Origin of the sequence: Citrobacter sp. Cpo089 (assembly GCF_030332695.1) — a bacterium.
Taxonomy (GTDB): domain Bacteria; phylum Pseudomonadota; class Gammaproteobacteria; order Enterobacterales; family Enterobacteriaceae; genus Citrobacter; species Citrobacter portucalensis.
The window spans coordinates 25,352-40,270 of record NZ_JAOWHJ010000076.1; the positions used below are offsets into that span (position 1 = coordinate 25,352).

25 protein-coding genes and 3 tRNA genes are annotated in these 14,919 nt (G+C 52.9%); 1 reads left to right on the plus strand and 27 read right to left on the minus strand.

What is annotated here, in order from left to right:
* Window positions 1-31: 31 nt before the first annotated feature.
* From OGX92_RS21980 to OGX92_RS21990, 3 genes are read right to left on the minus strand one after another with little or no spacing between them, the layout of a single operon-like run.
* Window positions 32-1,087, minus strand: a complete 1,056-nt coding sequence (locus OGX92_RS21980; protein WP_286587059.1) for a major capsid protein — start codon at window positions 1,085-1,087, stop codon at window positions 32-34.
* Window positions 1,084-1,545 carry a hypothetical protein gene (locus OGX92_RS21985; RefSeq protein WP_286587060.1) on the minus strand — a complete coding sequence of 154 codons (462 nt, stop codon included), beginning with the start codon at window positions 1,543-1,545 and terminating at the stop codon, window positions 1,084-1,086. The genes OGX92_RS21980 and OGX92_RS21985 overlap by 4 nt, the downstream gene beginning before the upstream one ends.
* Window positions 1,545-2,915, minus strand: a complete 1,371-nt coding sequence (locus tag OGX92_RS21990; protein WP_286587061.1) for a DUF2213 domain-containing protein — start codon at window positions 2,913-2,915, stop codon at window positions 1,545-1,547. Before OGX92_RS21990 ends, OGX92_RS21985 begins: the two co-directional genes overlap by 1 nt.
* On the opposite strand from OGX92_RS21990, the gene OGX92_RS21995 reads away from it, so the two are divergent.
* Window positions 2,899-3,099: a hypothetical protein gene (locus OGX92_RS21995; RefSeq protein ID WP_286587062.1), complete on the plus strand. Its 201-nt coding sequence runs from the start codon at window positions 2,899-2,901 to the stop codon at window positions 3,097-3,099. The genes OGX92_RS21990 and OGX92_RS21995 overlap by 17 nt on opposite strands.
* A gap of 45 nt (window positions 3,100-3,144) precedes the next feature.
* On the opposite strand, the gene OGX92_RS22000 is transcribed toward OGX92_RS21995, so the two are convergent.
* The 24 genes from OGX92_RS22000 to OGX92_RS22115 form a co-directional block, all read right to left on the minus strand.
* Entirely contained in the window at window positions 3,145-4,152 is a 1,008-nt protein-coding gene (locus tag OGX92_RS22000) for a phage minor head protein (RefSeq protein ID WP_286587063.1), read from the minus strand.
* Entirely contained in the window at window positions 4,079-5,548 is a 1,470-nt protein-coding gene (locus OGX92_RS22005; RefSeq protein WP_286587064.1) for a DUF1073 domain-containing protein, read from the minus strand. The genes OGX92_RS22000 and OGX92_RS22005 overlap by 74 nt, the downstream gene beginning before the upstream one ends.
* 12 nt (window positions 5,549-5,560) lie before the next feature.
* Window positions 5,561-6,859 (minus strand): PBSX family phage terminase large subunit, encoded by a 1,299-nt coding sequence (locus tag OGX92_RS22010; RefSeq protein ID WP_286587065.1) that lies wholly within the window; start codon window positions 6,857-6,859, stop codon window positions 5,561-5,563.
* A complete protein-coding gene (locus tag OGX92_RS22015; protein ID WP_286587066.1) occupies window positions 6,843-7,310 on the minus strand; it encodes a DUF2280 domain-containing protein in 468 nt (155 codons plus the stop codon). The genes OGX92_RS22010 and OGX92_RS22015 overlap by 17 nt, the downstream gene beginning before the upstream one ends.
* A gap of 31 nt (window positions 7,311-7,341) precedes the next feature.
* On the minus strand, window positions 7,342-7,980 hold the full coding sequence (locus OGX92_RS22020) for a putative metallopeptidase (RefSeq protein WP_286587067.1): 639 nt from the start codon (window positions 7,978-7,980) through the stop codon (window positions 7,342-7,344).
* Between the two features lie 3 nt (window positions 7,981-7,983).
* A complete protein-coding gene (locus OGX92_RS22025) occupies window positions 7,984-8,190 on the minus strand; it encodes a hypothetical protein (protein WP_286587068.1) in 207 nt (68 codons plus the stop codon).
* On the minus strand, window positions 8,187-8,405 hold the full coding sequence (locus OGX92_RS22030; protein WP_286587069.1) for a hypothetical protein: 219 nt from the start codon (window positions 8,403-8,405) through the stop codon (window positions 8,187-8,189). Before OGX92_RS22030 ends, OGX92_RS22025 begins: the two co-directional genes overlap by 4 nt.
* A 150-nt stretch (window positions 8,406-8,555) precedes the next feature.
* Complete coding sequence (locus OGX92_RS22035; RefSeq protein ID WP_286587070.1) at window positions 8,556-8,897, minus strand: DUF1413 domain-containing protein; 342 nt, start codon at window positions 8,895-8,897, stop codon at window positions 8,556-8,558.
* Between the two features lie 144 nt (window positions 8,898-9,041).
* Complete coding sequence (locus tag OGX92_RS22040; RefSeq protein WP_286587071.1) at window positions 9,042-9,587, minus strand: KilA-N domain-containing protein; 546 nt, start codon at window positions 9,585-9,587, stop codon at window positions 9,042-9,044.
* Window positions 9,588-9,867: 280 nt separating this feature from the next.
* Complete coding sequence (locus OGX92_RS22045; protein WP_286587072.1) at window positions 9,868-10,305, minus strand: lysis protein; 438 nt, start codon at window positions 10,303-10,305, stop codon at window positions 9,868-9,870.
* Entirely contained in the window at window positions 10,302-10,790 is a 489-nt protein-coding gene (locus OGX92_RS22050) for a lysozyme (protein ID WP_286587073.1), read from the minus strand. The genes OGX92_RS22045 and OGX92_RS22050 overlap by 4 nt, the downstream gene beginning before the upstream one ends.
* Entirely contained in the window at window positions 10,790-11,062 is a 273-nt protein-coding gene (locus tag OGX92_RS22055) for a phage holin family protein (protein ID WP_048224292.1), read from the minus strand. The genes OGX92_RS22050 and OGX92_RS22055 overlap by 1 nt, the downstream gene beginning before the upstream one ends.
* A 185-nt stretch (window positions 11,063-11,247) precedes the next feature.
* Window positions 11,248-11,323 (minus strand) — tRNA-Arg (locus tag OGX92_RS22060).
* 2 nt (window positions 11,324-11,325) lie between these two features.
* Window positions 11,326-11,400: transfer RNA gene (locus OGX92_RS22065), tRNA-Thr, on the minus strand.
* 5 nt (window positions 11,401-11,405) lie between these two features.
* Window positions 11,406-11,480: transfer RNA gene (locus tag OGX92_RS22070), tRNA-Asn, on the minus strand.
* Window positions 11,481-11,601: 121 nt separating this feature from the next.
* On the minus strand, window positions 11,602-12,291 hold the full coding sequence (locus OGX92_RS22075; RefSeq protein WP_286587074.1) for a bacteriophage antitermination protein Q: 690 nt from the start codon (window positions 12,289-12,291) through the stop codon (window positions 11,602-11,604).
* Window positions 12,291-12,428, minus strand: a complete 138-nt coding sequence (locus tag OGX92_RS22080) for a YlcG family protein (protein ID WP_088732240.1) — start codon at window positions 12,426-12,428, stop codon at window positions 12,291-12,293. Before OGX92_RS22080 ends, OGX92_RS22075 begins: the two co-directional genes overlap by 1 nt.
* A complete protein-coding gene (gene rusA, locus OGX92_RS22085; protein ID WP_286587075.1) occupies window positions 12,425-12,787 on the minus strand; it encodes a crossover junction endodeoxyribonuclease RusA in 363 nt (120 codons plus the stop codon). Before rusA ends, OGX92_RS22080 begins: the two co-directional genes overlap by 4 nt.
* On the minus strand, window positions 12,784-13,074 hold the full coding sequence (locus OGX92_RS22090) for a DUF1364 domain-containing protein (protein ID WP_286587076.1): 291 nt from the start codon (window positions 13,072-13,074) through the stop codon (window positions 12,784-12,786). Before OGX92_RS22090 ends, rusA begins: the two co-directional genes overlap by 4 nt.
* The gene (locus tag OGX92_RS22095; protein WP_259472355.1) at window positions 13,067-13,213 is read right to left on the minus strand and encodes a NinE family protein; all 147 of its coding nucleotides are present in this window, start codon (window positions 13,211-13,213) and stop codon (window positions 13,067-13,069) included. Before OGX92_RS22095 ends, OGX92_RS22090 begins: the two co-directional genes overlap by 8 nt.
* Window positions 13,214-13,229: 16 nt before the next feature.
* On the minus strand, window positions 13,230-13,667 hold the full coding sequence (locus tag OGX92_RS22100) for a recombination protein NinB (RefSeq protein WP_286587077.1): 438 nt from the start codon (window positions 13,665-13,667) through the stop codon (window positions 13,230-13,232).
* A gap of 198 nt (window positions 13,668-13,865) precedes the next feature.
* Window positions 13,866-14,120, minus strand: coding sequence for a hypothetical protein (locus tag OGX92_RS22105; RefSeq protein ID WP_286587078.1), 255 nt, complete (start codon window positions 14,118-14,120; stop codon window positions 13,866-13,868).
* A complete protein-coding gene (locus tag OGX92_RS22110; protein ID WP_286587079.1) occupies window positions 14,120-14,377 on the minus strand; it encodes a DNA polymerase III subunit theta in 258 nt (85 codons plus the stop codon). Before OGX92_RS22110 ends, OGX92_RS22105 begins: the two co-directional genes overlap by 1 nt.
* On the minus strand, window positions 14,370-14,864 hold the full coding sequence (locus OGX92_RS22115; protein ID WP_032943664.1) for a DUF1643 domain-containing protein: 495 nt from the start codon (window positions 14,862-14,864) through the stop codon (window positions 14,370-14,372). The genes OGX92_RS22110 and OGX92_RS22115 overlap by 8 nt, the downstream gene beginning before the upstream one ends.
* Window positions 14,865-14,919 lie beyond the last annotated feature (55 nt).

Genomic DNA, 14,919 nt, shown 5'->3' on the forward strand with positions numbered 1-14,919 from the left:
CTCTCTCCTGAAGAAAAGGGGCCGAAGCCCCTTACCCCTGTGCGTTGAACACTTTAGAACGACCGTTGAAATCGCGCTTAATCTGCAGACCGACAGCACTCCAGACCAGAGAGTTGTAGTTGTCGAACGGGTTCTGACGCGGGATCATGAAGGTACCAACCGGCGCGGCGATTCGCGTCTTGATGTACTGCGAGTTACGCACGTACGCGACAAAGTGGTTACCGGTCAATTTGAAGGTCTGGTTAATAGACTCAATGCGACCATAGCGCATGATGTATTCCAGCACGGTGCCTTCTTTAAAGCCGGCAGCGTTAGAATACGGTCTGTTCAGGTTGCGCATGATGTCTGGAGACACCCATACCTTCACCTTCTCCTGCACGTAGTTATCATCCAGCAGCTTAGCAAACGGACCAGTGAAGAAGGCCACTGATTGATCAGGTGTCGAGGTGGTCAGGTCGATATTCAGACCGGATGCCCCCAGATCCACCTGGTTAGTGTTGGCATGATTGGTGATACCAGCGCCAACATAGCCTTTAACCTTCACTTTCGCATCACCGGAAAGCATGTAGTCAGCCATATCTGCGCGAATCGCAGCAACATGCGCTTCCTGGTCATCGGCCATTGCATCGAGGTTTTCGGACTGCATGCCGTTCCACTCACGCCATTCTCGGCTGTAGCCGGTGTTGAAGATCGGGATTGGGTCACCAGCCTCATCGTAGATAACTTTATCCAGCTCTTCCGGTACGTGTCCGGTCAGGGTGCGATGAACCTTGCCAGCGTCACTGGAGACGCGGTACAGAGCCGCTGTCTTGCCGATAGAGATTGGCGTACCGAGAGCGAGCAGATCGTCCAGCAGGCCGTTGCCTTCGTCATTACGGAAGACTCGGGTGGTGATGTTGTCCACTTCGCGCCAATAGTCTTTGGAAATCAGCGCGGCCTGGTTAACTTCCAGTGCGCCGCCATACTGGGCGGAAATAGTGTTCTGGTTGATGTTGAAGGACTCACGCTGCATCAGCAGCTGATTCCACGCCTGCTTTACCTGGTTATATTCAGTAACCAGCTTTTTGTTGAATACGATCATGCTCATGCGGTTGCTTTCCCTGATTTGCGAACTTTCACGAGCTGAGCTTCAGCGCCAACGGTGATTTTTTCGCGTGAATAGAAGAGGACCTGGTCGGTAGCTGGTGTGGTTGACTTGGCAAGCGTGCCGTCACCGGCAGAAACCAGGCCTTCGTTTTCCAGCAACACTTCGCCTGCTTTGACCAGCATGTGGTAATCCACATCGTCTTCGCACATGATGGCCGCGCCGGTATCACCGGCAGGAACCGCGTCGCGAATATCACCGCCGCCGATATAGTTGTGCTGAAGAGCCAGAGCAACGCCTGCACCTCCAGCGACATTGTGAACCGCCAGTTTCCCGGTGCTGTCGAGAATCACCAGTGAGCCGGGTTTCACGGCCGCCGCCATGATTGCTTCAATGACCTGCGGGTCATTCTTACGGGCCGGGCCAGCGATTACGGTATGAAAACGAGGTGCGAGAGCCATTATTCAGGTGCCTCCATGTTAAGGATTTCACTCTGAGCGCCATTCCCCTGGAATGCAGGGTTCAGACCGGTGCTGGTCTGGCACTGTGAGTACAAGTCGTTCAGCGCATCGCCAGCCAGCGAGTTGATCGCAGCTTCGGTCATGAACGAGAATTTCGCTTTAACAGCGTCACGTTTGGTTTTCAGCTCGCTTTCAGCGTTCGCCTGCAGCTGAGTTTCCAGCTTGCTCAGCTTATCGTTCAGCGGCGTGATGGCCGCGTTAACTGCAGCAGTAATCACGTCAGAGTTAATCTGAGCCTGAGCAGGGTCGCCGCCACCTTCTTTCTTCTGCATCTGCTGGTTGTAGGCATCCCAGACCTGATCGTCGGTCAGCCCCTCGGTTTTAACGCCGGCGGCATTGAGCGCGGCGATCATCTTCTCTTTCATCGGGTTTGTTTCTCCGTTGGTTTTGACTTCGTACTCAGTTGGTTTGCGCACGACTTCTACTGGATCGCCGACAAGCGTTACGACCTTGTCAGAGATGAGGTACTTCTGGTCGAAGAGCTTCGGCTTGGCGTTATCGCCATCCTCTTCATAGACGAAATGGTCAGGCCAGACACTGACGACGTAGCGCCACTTTTTGTCGTCCTGCTTGATGGACATGCGCAGTGCCTGGTAGATGTCGTCAAAGGACATCTCTGATGCGTTGCTGATGAAGAACTTAACTTTGTTCCACCAGCCGTCTTTCAGGGTGTTGGCAGCATCGATGAGGCTCGTCGATTCAACATCCGCCTCTTGCCCGTCAGCGTTGACGAACATGCCGACACCTTCATCCGGCGTACCGGCGCCTGGCTCGTCGAGCAGGATCGCGATGTGGTCGAACTGCATGTTGTGAGCGACCCAGGAGTACTTCTTCTGCTTCGACTCCCCTGCCTTTTGCTCTTTGTTCAGCAGCAGACCGGTAGAGACATGAATCGGGTCGGCGTTATTGCCGGAAATCATGTCGTCGAGGCGCTGAATAAGGCGCTTACCGTCAGGCTTGGTGTCTGCCACAGCCTTATTGACGTAAACGTCCATCACGACCTTGTCGTTGGCCTTGCTGACGTTCTGAGCCCATGCCCCGGCATAGTAATCGTTAACCGCCTGCGGGTCGTTGGCGCTGACGTATTTGCCGTTCACCATCGGGTGGCCGATCGGCATTAACTTGCGCTCCATCGTCTGGTAGCTGTTGTTAATCTCCTCCGCCGGGTACAGGCCACCATTCATCACGATGTCATCGACGATCGGGACCGCACCACGAATGACGTAGTGTTCCTGGCCGTTGATGGTGGTCGTTGAGATGTTGGAGGCGTTGATGGCGAGGGATTTAACGTGGATGCTGGATAGCTTCACGTTGCGTCCTCTTAGCGTTGTTTTGGTGGTGGCAGCACTTTGCCTGATAAAGTTGTTTTACTCGGTTGATACCCACTCAGTGGCGCTGGCCGACAGCCATCGAAAAATCGCGCTGGCGCAGGAACATATTTACCGCAGCGATGACAGGAGCAAGGATTTGCTGAACCCGAACCCGCTAACATAACAATCAGAACCAAGAGAGGCAGCTGCAACAGAATAATTACCAAGATCATGCTGCCTCCTTAGCGGTCCACTGTTTGCGTTCTTTCGCCAGCTTATCGGCCAGCCCTTCATTGAAAATGCTGCCGTCGTCGTTGAGCAGTACCGGAATCTGGCTGCAGTAGCAGTTATACCGGTTACCGTTCTCTGCGTAGAAGTCCCGCACCTCTTCGGTGGTGTAGACCTTTCCGTGACGGCTGGCGTGCCAGGTGCGCGTCGTAGGTTTGAGCGCTGACAACCACAGCAGTCCGGTACTCAGCCCCAGCCTGTCAGCCGCCCAGTCAGTTTCGTTCCATTGCGCCTGCCGCAGCGCGCCGACCTGCTCAGTCTGAGCGATGTTCTTCGCCTTCGACATGCTGACATCGAGGCGCTCACTGATTACGCTGGCCGTTTCGCGAGGATTCACGCCGCGCGCTACCGCGTCGGTGATGACATTGGTCAGGTCGCCGCGGGCTGTATCGCTGATGACCTTCCAGTCGCTGAACGTTGTCAGTCTGGCCGCCGATATCTGGTTAAGATGACCGGGACTGCTTAAAAGCTGCTGTAACGTCGTCTGACTGGCGTACACTTGCGACTGCTGCGAAAGGTTGTTGAACGCCTCCAGCGTGCCGCGCTGCGCTTCTGCGACGACGTAATCCATCGCCCACAGGTTTTGCTCACCACCATCAAGCAGGTAATCATCCAGAATCGACTGCACCGCCTCCAGCAAATCCGCCAGTTCCTGCGCCGACATGTCGTATATGAACTTGCCGGCGTTGACCTGGTAGAGCCGCATATCCGCGCCGTTGTCGTGGCACAGGAAATGCCAGTCATGGCTGTTTACCTCTCGCTCTCGCCCGGTCAGGCGCTGGTCGAATAGAGCTTTCAGCGCGCGTTTGATGCCGAGATACCGTTCCTCGATATCCCGATACATCGCGGTAACCTGCTTTGCCGATCGGGTCGGGTCAACCTTGCTGCGCGGAACTATCGGCAGGCCCACCTTTGCCGCCTGTTCTGGTGTCATCGGCCAGTGGATCATCGGTAGTCACCTTATCGTCAGGTTTTGGTGGTTCTTTTAGCTCCGGCAGCGGGTCAAGCCCAACCACTTCGCGCAGCTCATTGGCTGTAACAGGCGGCTCACCGCCATAGAAGCCAGTGGTTTTTTGCACGATGTCGGCCAGCTTAGATGCGTTCTCGATCTTCTCTTTCTCGCCTGGCGCCAGAAGGTCGCTCCACGAGATGGTGACCTCGCCTTTTGTCGGCGGATCAATGATGCCAAGTGTCCAGAAGCGCTCAAGCAGAGCGGTAATGCGGTCAGTCATGAAGCCATTGCGGCGCGTGTTGCGTCGGATAGCCCAGTCTGTTTTATCTTCGTCACTCGCTAAGCGCCCGGTCTGCTGACCGAACAGAATGGTGAACGGTATTTGTACGGAGGCAGCCAGTTCGTTAGCGGTAACTTCCCAGGTCGGGCCCGGGTCGCCGGGCGTAACGCTCAGAACGTGCATCTGACCGGCCTGCATCACGGCCGCCGCGTCGGTGCCGCGGTTCAGCTTATTGACCTTGTCGCCCATTGCCTCGCCGAGATCGGCATAGCCAGCCTTCTTAGCCTGGTCTGCCAGCGTAGCCATATCGGTTTCTTTGCTGAATTCGACGGCAATCTGACGGCTAGCGTTCTTCAGAAAGCCCTCAGCGCCACCGCCAGAAATCTTCTCGATATCGAGGCCTTTGTTGAAACCAGCCTCCAGCAGCGGGATTCCGGACAGAACGTTGTCGTCTTCAGATCCTTCGCAGAAGAGGATGACGCGGCTCGGGTGCACCGGTTCGCCGCGCAGCTGGCCGACGAATTGCTCATCGCCAACCGGCTGCTCGTTGAAGTTGAACATCTTCGGCTGGCCGAACGTTTCTGACTGACGGTCGTTATCCCATTCGGCGACAGTTAACTGCGGTTCCCATACCGGGATAAGTTTTACCAGCGCTGACTCGCCAAGGGATTTCACCAGCTTGTTATCTACTGGCTCGTTCCAGGGTTTGTTGTCCTTCACCTGAAGAAGCAACGCGGAGTAACGCCCGACCATATTGCGGCGATCGGCATCCTTCACCTTCGGCCACAGCTTCTTCATGAACTTGGTGACTTTCTTTTCCCAGGCGTTTGTTTTCTCCGCCTCCTGCGCTTCATCACCGTCAACAATGACTGGATAGTCCTGCCAGCAACCATCCAGCAGGCGATGCACCACAGCAAAGCCAGCGGCATTGCGGCGGTACATGTTGTAGAAGTCGTTGAAGGTGATAGTGCGCGGGTAGCCAAACTCCTGATAGAGCGTCGGGCGCTTTGTGTTCCCGCCACCGGTGCCGATGGCATTCAGGTAATTCGCTCGCCGCATTTCAGTGGCGAGGTTGTTCACAGCCAGTTGAAGGCCGTTATCTTGTTCGCTCACTGGCGATGCTCCTTAGAAGAATACTGCGCCGACTTGCGCTTTGTGCTTGATGTACCCATCGAGACCGTACCGGACGCCATCCCAGCAGTGGTTATTTTTGTCTTCGATAACCGGCAGAACTTCGCCAGTGATGCGGTCTGTTTTGTACGAGTAAAGCCGCGCCTCTTTCGCTGTTTCTTTGCAGCGTGGATGGATGATGATCTTCTTAAACCCGCGCAGGCAGGTGATGCTGTCCTCTACGCTACCCTGCCACTTCTGAGCGGCAGAGATATTGAAACCCTGTCCTTTGATGTGACTGATAGTCTCAGGACGAGAGTTGTCGGCTTTGATGGGCCATTTTCGCGCTTCAGGGATGCCTGGGAATTTAGCCTCATCGGTAACCTTCCAGTCGATAAGTTGCTTCGGCGTGGCGTCGGTTTTCCCGGCGTAGAACTTCCACATGTCGTCGAGCTCAACGCCGTTCCCGTAAGCCTCGTATTCGATGTAGAGGTTGTTATCCAGGATAAACATGCGAATGAGCGTGCTGGGGTCCTTCGCGAATCCGAAGTCGGCGCCGAACAACAAGCGCTCTGATTTCTGCCAGAGATCGTCTTCGAAGCTCTGCACGACGTATTTGTTTGCCAGCACCTGCTTGTCGGAGTTTTCGAGGTAAGCTCCTTCCCAGATCCACGCATAGTCTGCGTAATCGAGGTTTGCCAGGTCTTCCTGTCTCTCCTCCTCGAGCACCGCAGGGAACCATGGATTGTCCACATAGTTCATCTCGACAATCATCGAGCTTTTTGGCGGATTCTTTCTGAAGAGCTTGTCGGTGGCGCTGCCGTCCTTCTCCGGGTTCCAGGTGACCCAAATCTCAGAGCCTTCCTCTCGAACTGTCGGGCGAAGTTTTTTCCATGCAGTAGCGGATACCGATTCGGCCTCATCAACCCAGGCTACAAGAATTCGTGCTTTGGATTTGATGCTGTCGAGGTTATGGCGAAGACCACAGAATACGTAGCTGACTCTGCGGTTCTTTGTCCGGATGTATTTCTCGCCGATGTCGAAGTAATCATCAAGCCACGGAACGGAGCGAATAGCCTGCTTGATCTCCTCCATGGAGGACTCTTCCAGCGAGTTCATGTATTCGCGGGCGCAAAGGATCACACCACTTATATTGGCCTCTGCCGCCTGGTAAGCCTTTACGGCGGTCATTAGTGCAAACGTGCGCGTTTTTGCCGAACCGCGCCCACCGTGCGCACCACGATAGCGGATGCCTTCTGTCGCGAATACGGGGACTAACTTGGCCGGTATCTGGAGGTCAACTTGGCTTTCCATTGGCTGGGTCAACTCCTACCAGGCGAATCGTCGTCGGTCTCGGTGACATACTGCCGTCCGGGCTGGTGTGCTCGACCTTCTGTTTGTTGCTGTACGCGTCGCCAACCTCTTTAGCGGCCTGCTCCATCAGCGAAGCCGCTAGCGCCATATTCTTCATGCCCTCGGCACGGGTCATCATCCGGTCAAGCGCACGGAGACGATATGCCTTGTTAGCAATCGGGATATCGGAGATTTCATTCTGGAAGCGTTCGCGGGTGCCGTTGAACAGGTCGATCCACTTCTGGCTCAACTTAGCCGCCATTGCATTTCCTGGCGTATATTGCGACACCTGCTGCCGTGAGACATCGATGCCATATTCAGCCTTTACAAGCTCAATGACTTTTGCCGGGCTTTCGAAACAGGCCAGCGATTGAACGATGAAGGCTTTAACCTCTGTCGATAATGCTGCCACAGGCTACCTCCATGACAATCTGAATAAAGCGTTACGCCAGCTTCAACATGCACGTCCCGCATGACCTGGCTATATCGATTTGAGCAACTTCTGCTGGCGCATTGGCCGCATCAACGAGCTCCTGTACTTCTTTGCTGGCACCGTATCGACGTACGACACCAGTGAATTCTTCGACGTCGTGACCGCGCAGTGTTAGCACTGGCTGCCCGGTCTCTTTGTTGAACTTAGGCGCTCCGAAATCATCGGTGGCCTGGGCGATGTGGTAAAGCTCATGCTCTACCAATGCGCAGAACTCGAGGTCGCTGCATTGTGAACAATAATCGGCGGCCAACGTGATGATGAACTTCGGGATGCGCCCAAACCATTCATACATCTGCTGTTCCATTCTTGCCTTCTGCCAGCCGCCCGCGCGGAACATTACCTGTTCGGCCTGACCAAGAATATATCGACCTTTTTTCGCGAACGATTCTGAAGCCCACATAAAGCACAAATCAGCTTCAATTAAATGGGCGTGATCAGGATTATGTATGCTTCCGCTATCGCTGAGGATTTGTTGGCTTATCCACTCATGCACTTCATTGGCGGGGATCAACCTGGTGTATGGCTGCCAGTTGTCGGAGTCGATGAAGTTGACTGGCGGATATGGCCTGCGCTCGTCATCGTTAGCCATGGATTACTCCGTTGTTTGTTCTGCCTTGCTCTTGGCCTTCAGGTAATCCCGGGTCACGTCGACCAGCAGGATGCGAAGCGCCTCATCTTCAGAGATGCGCGGGCTAAGGCCATTGGTTCGGCGCAACAGTTCGCTGGCTACGGCCTGAGCCTCTTCTCCCGCAACTGAAACATCCAGATTCAGGGTAACAGGGATAAATGCGCTCTTCATGATTCGGGCTCCTCGGTTTCTGCCGGTGTTTCCTCTGCAGGTACTGGCGTGAACTGCACGCGCTTCACATCGGCCGGAGCAAAGTAAAGCCACTCGCCAGTCTCCGTCGCCAGCGGCACAAAGCCGTTAACCAGCTCAGGCTGACGTCGTGACATCTTGCCCGTGAAGGTTTCGCCTGTTTGGGTGGTTAGAGTGATTTGGTAGATGTCGGACATTGAGAGCCTCTTTATCCGCTTGTGGGGATATTAGGTTGGTTATCCGCTATAAGGGATATTGCCATTACAATAAGCCTACTCATTTTTATGGCAATAAAAAACCGCCCGGAGGCGGCAACGAGACTGATTATGATTCGAGGAAAATACAAATCATATTTTTTGGTAACCTTGTAGATTGGTATCGGACTTACCTGTTTTCTTAACCTGTTTCGAACCTTTCGAGTATTTAGATAACTTTTTCCCTAGCGTTTTTTGGCTAGAGGAATTCAGTTCTTCCCAGTCATCAATTAGTTCCTTAATGGTAAAATATTCCCCTGCTTGGAGTTGCTCAATTTGACTTACGAAAGCATCTACATCGTCTTGTTGCCAACGCCTTCCGGCTTTCATTTTGATATAATATTCGAGCGCTACTTTTATTATTTCACTTTCGTTTTGCGGCCCATTTACTACTTTTTTGGCCTTCTCAATCAAATCTGCACTCACGCGACTCATAACTCCCACAACTCCATAGCTACTTTTAATGTCATATCATTATCAGCAGAGAGTTTCATTATCAAGCCCACCCGCAGATGAGCTTTGTAATGGAGAGCCGTTGTGAAAGTGGCTCTCTTGCCGACGAGCTCAATTTTGAGCCGGTTACCCAGCTTTCGCTTCCATCAGCGTGACCATATCAGGATCCATCTGGCTGACGATCCGATCACGCGCGCAGTTGAGCAGTTTCTTGCGGCCACCGACGCCCCACTTGTTCATTGCCCGGGCGCAGGCACTGACCTCTTTGGTCTCATTGGCGATCAGTAAGTCGAGGCGGTTGAGTCTGTTCATATTGCTAAGCCCGTTGAGCACGGCCTCGCGGAAGGTTTCATAAACGCGGATTTCAAACTCCGGCTTAATCCAGGCTGCATATCGGATAGCGAGCAGTTCTGCAGCCCATACCCCGGGCTCGTCACCACCTCGGATTACCCTAAGTGCCGGGTTATCTTCCATAGGACATTTTTGTCCTTTGCCTACCAGCGCCTGAACAAACCGTTTCACTGAAGCGCTACGGATGAATTTACCTGGCTTTTGCGACTCAGTAGCCTCTCCTTTCAGAACAGCGGCGGCATGAAGGTCATTCAGGCTATATCTTCCCTTCTCGTCCACACGGACGGAGACGCCATTTACGATCACTGTTGGGTATGTCATTGCGATTTACCTTTTAGAAAGATGAGCCTGTTCGCACAGAAAAGCCGCCCCGAGATGGTCGCCACCATATACGGCAGTTCTCAGGCTCAGCTTTCTGAAAGACTCGGGATTGTCATGCGCTGCGATGCGCGGTTTACTGCGGGAATAAAAAAGCCCCGCAATCGCGAGGCTTGATTAAATCATTTAAATTCAGATAGATATAATCACTCAATAAATAGATATTCGTTGAATTGAATAGTTATAAATAGACATGACCAACTGAAATATTTTTCAATTTTGCTTATTTAAGGCACTGCGTGTTGATGTAATCCTGCAGGTAGTTAACCTGCGCGGTTATCCTGTCGATTCCACTTCGGAGACGATAATAATTGAGTTCAGCATCTGCTGTAAGTCTTGGGCTTTCTCCATCGCCCATGCCGCTGGCTCCGGTCGTTGACTTTGCACAGGTGGCGGCGACTTGCAGGCGCTTACGACCAGCAGAAACATCAGCACGGAGACTTTCGATAGTTGCATTAGCATCAGAAAGCTCCTTCGTGTATTTGGCGTCGAGCTCAGCTACGTCACGCTGACGCTTTCGCATGTCATTAATGGTTGACGTGGCTTTATCACGCTGATCTTTGTAGGTGATCGCGTTGTCGCGGTAGTGATTAACAGCCCATCCAAGCGACACGATGATGCAGACGACTACGGCAATAATGATTGCGGTTAACCTGCTCATTTCTGACTCCAGGTACAAACCTCATATTCAACGTCGCGCCTGTTCATCAGGCCTTTCCACTTCTTGCCGCCAGCGTATACCCAGCGCTTTAGCTCAGAGCATGCTCCTACGTAATCTTTCGCGTTGAGTTTCTTCAGCAGGGTTGAGTTGATGGTTGCGGTAGCGCCGACGTTGTAAGCAAAGCTGTAGATTGCAGCTCGCTGGGTTTCAGTGGTCTGCACTTTGATATGCGGATCAACCTGAGCTGCAATGCGTGTTAAATCTTTCCGGGTTAGTGCATCGCATTCTTTATCGGTATATCGCTTGCCGGGGATTATGTCGGATCCGGTGTGACCATCGCAGACAGTCAGCACTCCGACAACATCCCGGTAGGCCACATAATCACGACCCTCAAGCCCGTCCTTACCTGAAAGCATGACAGTTGCGATCGCAATCGCGCCGCCGCCGATTGAGGCAGCAATTTTATTTCGCAATGTGCTGTTCATCAGATTTCCTTCGGGGCTTTCTGTCCGAGATCAGCGAGGACTTTAGCTGTAGCCGATGGGTTGCTTGAGTCGGTCTTGTTCAGAATGTCCTGCAGTATCTTCGTGCGCTTCATTTGCTCACGTTTATTGAGCCTGTATGTCAGGACGCCGAGGATAATGCTGAACGCGACGCCAATGATGAAGCCCCAGTCCTGCAATGACAGGCTGGCAAAGAAAGCCGCAAGACCAGCGCTGCCGTATGTCGCGTTGCTGTATCTTTCGTCCATCTTCATAGTCTCTCTCCTCGCGGTAAATGCGGGAGCTGTGTGTTTGAAAGGGGTCAGGCCCTCGGGCTGGATTTAACAACGAGACATATCGATGATGATTCCCGGGGCCTGAAATAAAAAACCCGCTCGCGGCGGGAATATGAGGGTGTGGCAATGTCAGCTCTGCGGCTGAAGATACCCTGGCTGGGATTTGGCTCACCTGGCTGGACTCGAACCAGCGACCGACATCTTAGAAGGATGCTGCTCTGTCCACTGAGCTACAGGCAAATTGGTGCCGGGCAAAGGAATCGAACCTCTGACGCGCAGCTTACAAGGCTGCCGTTCTGCCACTGAACTAGACCGGCGAATTTGGCGGGACAGGAAGGATTCGAACCTTCGACCATTCGGTTAACAGCCGAACGCACAACCGCTGTGCTTCTGACCCTGAAACGAAAAAGCCCCGGCGGGATGCCAGGGCTCATTTTACAAACTGGATAGTGACTATCATCTTCATGCCGCCGATGTAATTTAGGCAGCATATCAAAGTAGACTCAAATATGGCTTATTTAATTGACTTTTGCAATACCCTGCTGCGAAAAAGTCGCCTTTTGTTGTGATCGTGTTCTCACAGTGCAGATGAGGGACTCTCCATCAAGCCGCTTGAAGATGGCGCACATGGCACGCCAGTAATCGGCGTAGTTATGACACCAGTTATCCGGCTTAACGCCACACAGGGCGGCCAGGTCCTGATGCTGATACACATCCTTACCCGCCAGCTCCGCTTTGACGTCCTGAGCCGCCAGCCAGATAAGCTTCTTCAGACGCTCCATAGTCTTGCCGGCCACCTTCTTCGCGCCGAGTTGCCCCTGGAAATCTGCCCATGCCCACTGGGTAATCGCCACCTGGTGCTCGAAGCGGATATTCTCGCTGTAGTTCCACAGAAGCCAGGATTTTTGATGCTCTTCCAGTGACAGGACAGCGCGTCGCCATGAAGCAGTGCCGAACTCTACCGGGCTGACCAGCGCTATAGACGAGCCCTTGGCGCGGGACTGACTGCTACTCATCGCTGGGCCGTCTGGGTTGACCATGCGCTGCTTATCCTTGTCGAATACCTTTTTCCTGCCTCGGCTGCGCGCCGTCGCGGTGAATTGCGCGTTCTCAGCGAAAGCTACCAGCTGCCCTTTAGTCGCCCCGCTCAGATCTGCGGTCGCCACAATGAGTTGCTGACGTACGTATTCCAGCTGCTGACTGTTCATTATGCGGCTCCTGCAGAGTGATAGATGCGAACGAAGTTACGAAGGATTCGGTAATCTACCAACACGGAACCCGGTCGGCGGTAGATACGGAGTCGCTGCCAGCGCATGCGTAATATATCGATCGTTTCTGGTTTCATACCGACTCCATCTCGGTGATGGTTAACTCAAGCCTGCCACCTTTGACGATTGGCATTCTCTTCACGCTGTAATAATCGACCTGCTGGTCATCGAGCCAGAACCCAGATTTCGTCAGCGCGTCGAAGGCAGCCTTTTGCAGATTATCCAGGTCCCGGCGGCGGAGATCCGGCATGTGACACTCGATACGGATTTTTACGGGTGTGGCCAGGCCGATATCCAGCATTGAGTCTTTGATGATTCTGGAGACACTGTCGCGGTATGCCTGCCCTTCTGCGCTGATGTGCGTGCGCCCGCGATTATGTCGGTAGTAGCGGTTATTACTCGGCGGCCATGGCAATGAGATACGATATTGGTTCATGTTTTCACCAGCCCCTCTTTCAGCCAGATAACCAGCGTGCGGGCCATACCTTCCAGCGCGCACTCCTTTGCATATTCGGCATCGACCAAGCGGGTGCGGCGATCAATCTCGTCGTGGCAGTTGCTGCAGGCGATGGTGGCAATCAGATCAGGCGGCTTGATTCCGGTACCGCACAGGCCAGCAAGGCGAATATGCGCCAGCACTGATGTTTCAGGATTGCCGTTACATACGCCTGGGATCCGCACCTGACATTCGCGTCCGCGCGCCGCTTTGCACAAATTAGCCATGCTTCCTCCGTGCCGCGAGGCGCAGCCATTTCTTATCGACGAGACCGCCGGTATAGCCGAGAAGTGTTGGGATCTCTGAAGGGTTTGGTTCCGGCTTACGCTTGCCGCGAGTTGCCACTTTGTAAATGCCGCCATTCATGACACGATTGATAAGGTTAGCCACGTTGACCTCCGAAGCGGGAAGCCCATTCCATAGCCAAGCGAGATTCATCTCCCCAACGGACGTTACGCTCTGCGCCAAAGGCGTGGATCAGTTCGATAAGATCGCGCATCTGACAGACTGTCATCTTGCTGGTTGACTGACCCAGTACCACGAAGCCATCACCGGTCAGGTTAGGAACCACCTCCTGCTTAACCAGTGCGGCTGTGAAGATGTGCTTCCACGATTCGGATGAGAGCTTTCGTCCGTGCCATTCAACCTGACCGCTGACGTCGCCCAAAATTGCCCAAAGTTTGGAATTCTGGTCAATGGAGCGGGTCATCTCTTTTATCTCGATGACGACCGGTCGCTTCTCATCAATCTGCAACTGGTTAATCGCGTTGATGACATTGACGCGGATGTTGGTGTTACGGAGGAGATATTGCTGCTTCATACGCCACCTCCAAGAGGTAACGACGAATGCAGAAAATCGCAGGTGCATTTCTGCATCTGTGACAAGGTGAGGAGTTCAGATTGTGGTCGCATTTAAGTCCCCTTAAATGCGCAGAAGTCACCAGAGTTGTTCAGGCTCTGGTGAAGTGATTATGGCTGGTTGATTATTGGAAATCAAACGTTGCTTGCTGTGCTCGGATTAAAACTTGTGGCGGTCTTTGTGCGTAAACGCGTATTCGTATGTGAAGTTGAAAGCCTCGTTTTCGGTGTCGAATCGCTGGTCAGTGATATCTATCCAGCGACCACCTTTACGAAGCTTCTGAGCAACCCATTTACCCTGGTAAGGGAAAACCACGTAAGAAACGGAGTAATTGTTGCCGATATTAGGGGTTGGGTATGATTCACCTTCTGCCAGCATATAAAAATTTATACCTGCAACAATTAAGCGCCCCATTACTTCTTCTCGTTCTGCGCAGCCATATCCAGATAACGCGGATCGGATGATTTCGGCAGAGTCAGGCTTTGCTCGCGGTAGTAGCGAACGCGCTCAATGAAGTATTCGCGCAGATGTTCAGGCTGCTCGCGGGCTACCTGCTCGGCGATAACTGGTATGTTCAGACGCTCTTTGTAGGCAACGCCTGAAGCAGCAAGGTCAACGTTAACCTTGTCCTGCTCTTCTTTCGATTTTGCTGCAATGTTGAAATCACTCATCCAATGCCCACTCCTTTAGCTTGGTACCTGATGGGAGTCTTTGCGGATGCAAAGGGTCCTTGCCTGATTTTGTTTTCCCAAAGCAAAGGACTGGCTTCCCAGAAGACAGTAGTAAGTTCATGCAATTATCCAGGAGATGTCTATTACCCGCCCTCAGCTTCGCTCTACTCCCCCAGCACGGAACTAAAATATCGGCCTCGCTAATAATCTGCTGGAAGTGGAAATCGTGCTCATTTCCCCTTAGGGGAATATCTGTTCTCAATCCATTGATATCTGTTGAAACAAGAGAAAACACATTAGCAACTATGACCTTGCCTGCTCCATTTTCCTTCGCAAATTCCAACATCCGGTTAACGGTTCTGTCGTTATCTACATCATTTGCTATTGATGGGTTTATACCAATGAACGCTACCGTCTTGAGCGCGACTCCAATTTTCCGATCAAGGCGGTATCGATACTTACCGCATTCGCTGAAATTCGCTGACATAATAAAATCCCCTCGGGTTATGGAGGGGATTATACATCACTGAGCCGCTTTGCGT

Bases quoted from the DNA above. Each gene is read 5' to 3' on its own strand.
- OGX92_RS22035 (WP_286587070.1), bottom strand. From the start codon at position 8,897: ATGAGTCGCGTGAGTGCAGATTTGATTGAGAAGGCCAAAAAAGTAGTA.
- OGX92_RS22090 (WP_286587076.1), bottom strand. From the start codon at position 13,074: ATGGCTAATTTGTGCAAAGCGGCGCGCGGACGCGAATGTCAGGTGCGG.
- OGX92_RS22050 (WP_286587073.1), bottom strand. From the start codon at position 10,790: ATGAACAGCACATTGCGAAATAAAATTGCTGCCTCAATCGGCGGCGGC.
- OGX92_RS22040 (WP_286587071.1), bottom strand. From the start codon at position 9,587: ATGACATACCCAACAGTGATCGTAAATGGCGTCTCCGTCCGTGTGGAC.
- rusA (WP_286587075.1), bottom strand. From the start codon at position 12,787: ATGAACCAATATCGTATCTCATTGCCATGGCCGCCGAGTAATAACCGC.
- OGX92_RS22115 (WP_032943664.1), bottom strand. From the start codon at position 14,864: ATGTCAGCGAATTTCAGCGAATGCGGTAAGTATCGATACCGCCTTGAT.
- OGX92_RS22075 (WP_286587074.1), bottom strand. From the start codon at position 12,291: ATGAACAGTCAGCAGCTGGAATACGTACGTCAGCAACTCATTGTGGCG.
- OGX92_RS22045 (WP_286587072.1), bottom strand. From the start codon at position 10,305: ATGAGCAGGTTAACCGCAATCATTATTGCCGTAGTCGTCTGCATCATC.
- OGX92_RS22055 (WP_048224292.1), bottom strand. From the start codon at position 11,062: ATGAAGATGGACGAAAGATACAGCAACGCGACATACGGCAGCGCTGGT.
- OGX92_RS22110 (WP_286587079.1), bottom strand. From the start codon at position 14,377: ATGAGTGATTTCAACATTGCAGCAAAATCGAAAGAAGAGCAGGACAAG.
- OGX92_RS22010 (WP_286587065.1), bottom strand. From the start codon at position 6,859: ATGGAAAGCCAAGTTGACCTCCAGATACCGGCCAAGTTAGTCCCCGTA.
- OGX92_RS22080 (WP_088732240.1), bottom strand. From the start codon at position 12,428: ATGAAACCAGAAACGATCGATATATTACGCATGCGCTGGCAGCGACTC.
- OGX92_RS22000 (WP_286587063.1), bottom strand. From the start codon at position 4,152: ATGATCCACTGGCCGATGACACCAGAACAGGCGGCAAAGGTGGGCCTG.
- OGX92_RS21985 (WP_286587060.1), bottom strand. From the start codon at position 1,545: ATGGCTCTCGCACCTCGTTTTCATACCGTAATCGCTGGCCCGGCCCGT.
- OGX92_RS22100 (WP_286587077.1), bottom strand. From the start codon at position 13,667: ATGAAGCAGCAATATCTCCTCCGTAACACCAACATCCGCGTCAATGTC.
- OGX92_RS22095 (WP_259472355.1), bottom strand. From the start codon at position 13,213: ATGAATGGCGGCATTTACAAAGTGGCAACTCGCGGCAAGCGTAAGCCG.
- OGX92_RS22105 (WP_286587078.1), bottom strand. From the start codon at position 14,120: ATGGGGCGCTTAATTGTTGCAGGTATAAATTTTTATATGCTGGCAGAA.
- OGX92_RS22030 (WP_286587069.1), bottom strand. From the start codon at position 8,405: ATGTCCGACATCTACCAAATCACTCTAACCACCCAAACAGGCGAAACC.
- OGX92_RS21995 (WP_286587062.1), top strand. From the start codon at position 2,899: ATGCTGGATAGCTTCACGTTGCGTCCTCTTAGCGTTGTTTTGGTGGTG.
- OGX92_RS22025 (WP_286587068.1), bottom strand. From the start codon at position 8,190: ATGAAGAGCGCATTTATCCCTGTTACCCTGAATCTGGATGTTTCAGTT.
- OGX92_RS21980 (WP_286587059.1), bottom strand. From the start codon at position 1,087: ATGAGCATGATCGTATTCAACAAAAAGCTGGTTACTGAATATAACCAG.
- OGX92_RS22020 (WP_286587067.1), bottom strand. From the start codon at position 7,980: ATGGCTAACGATGACGAGCGCAGGCCATATCCGCCAGTCAACTTCATC.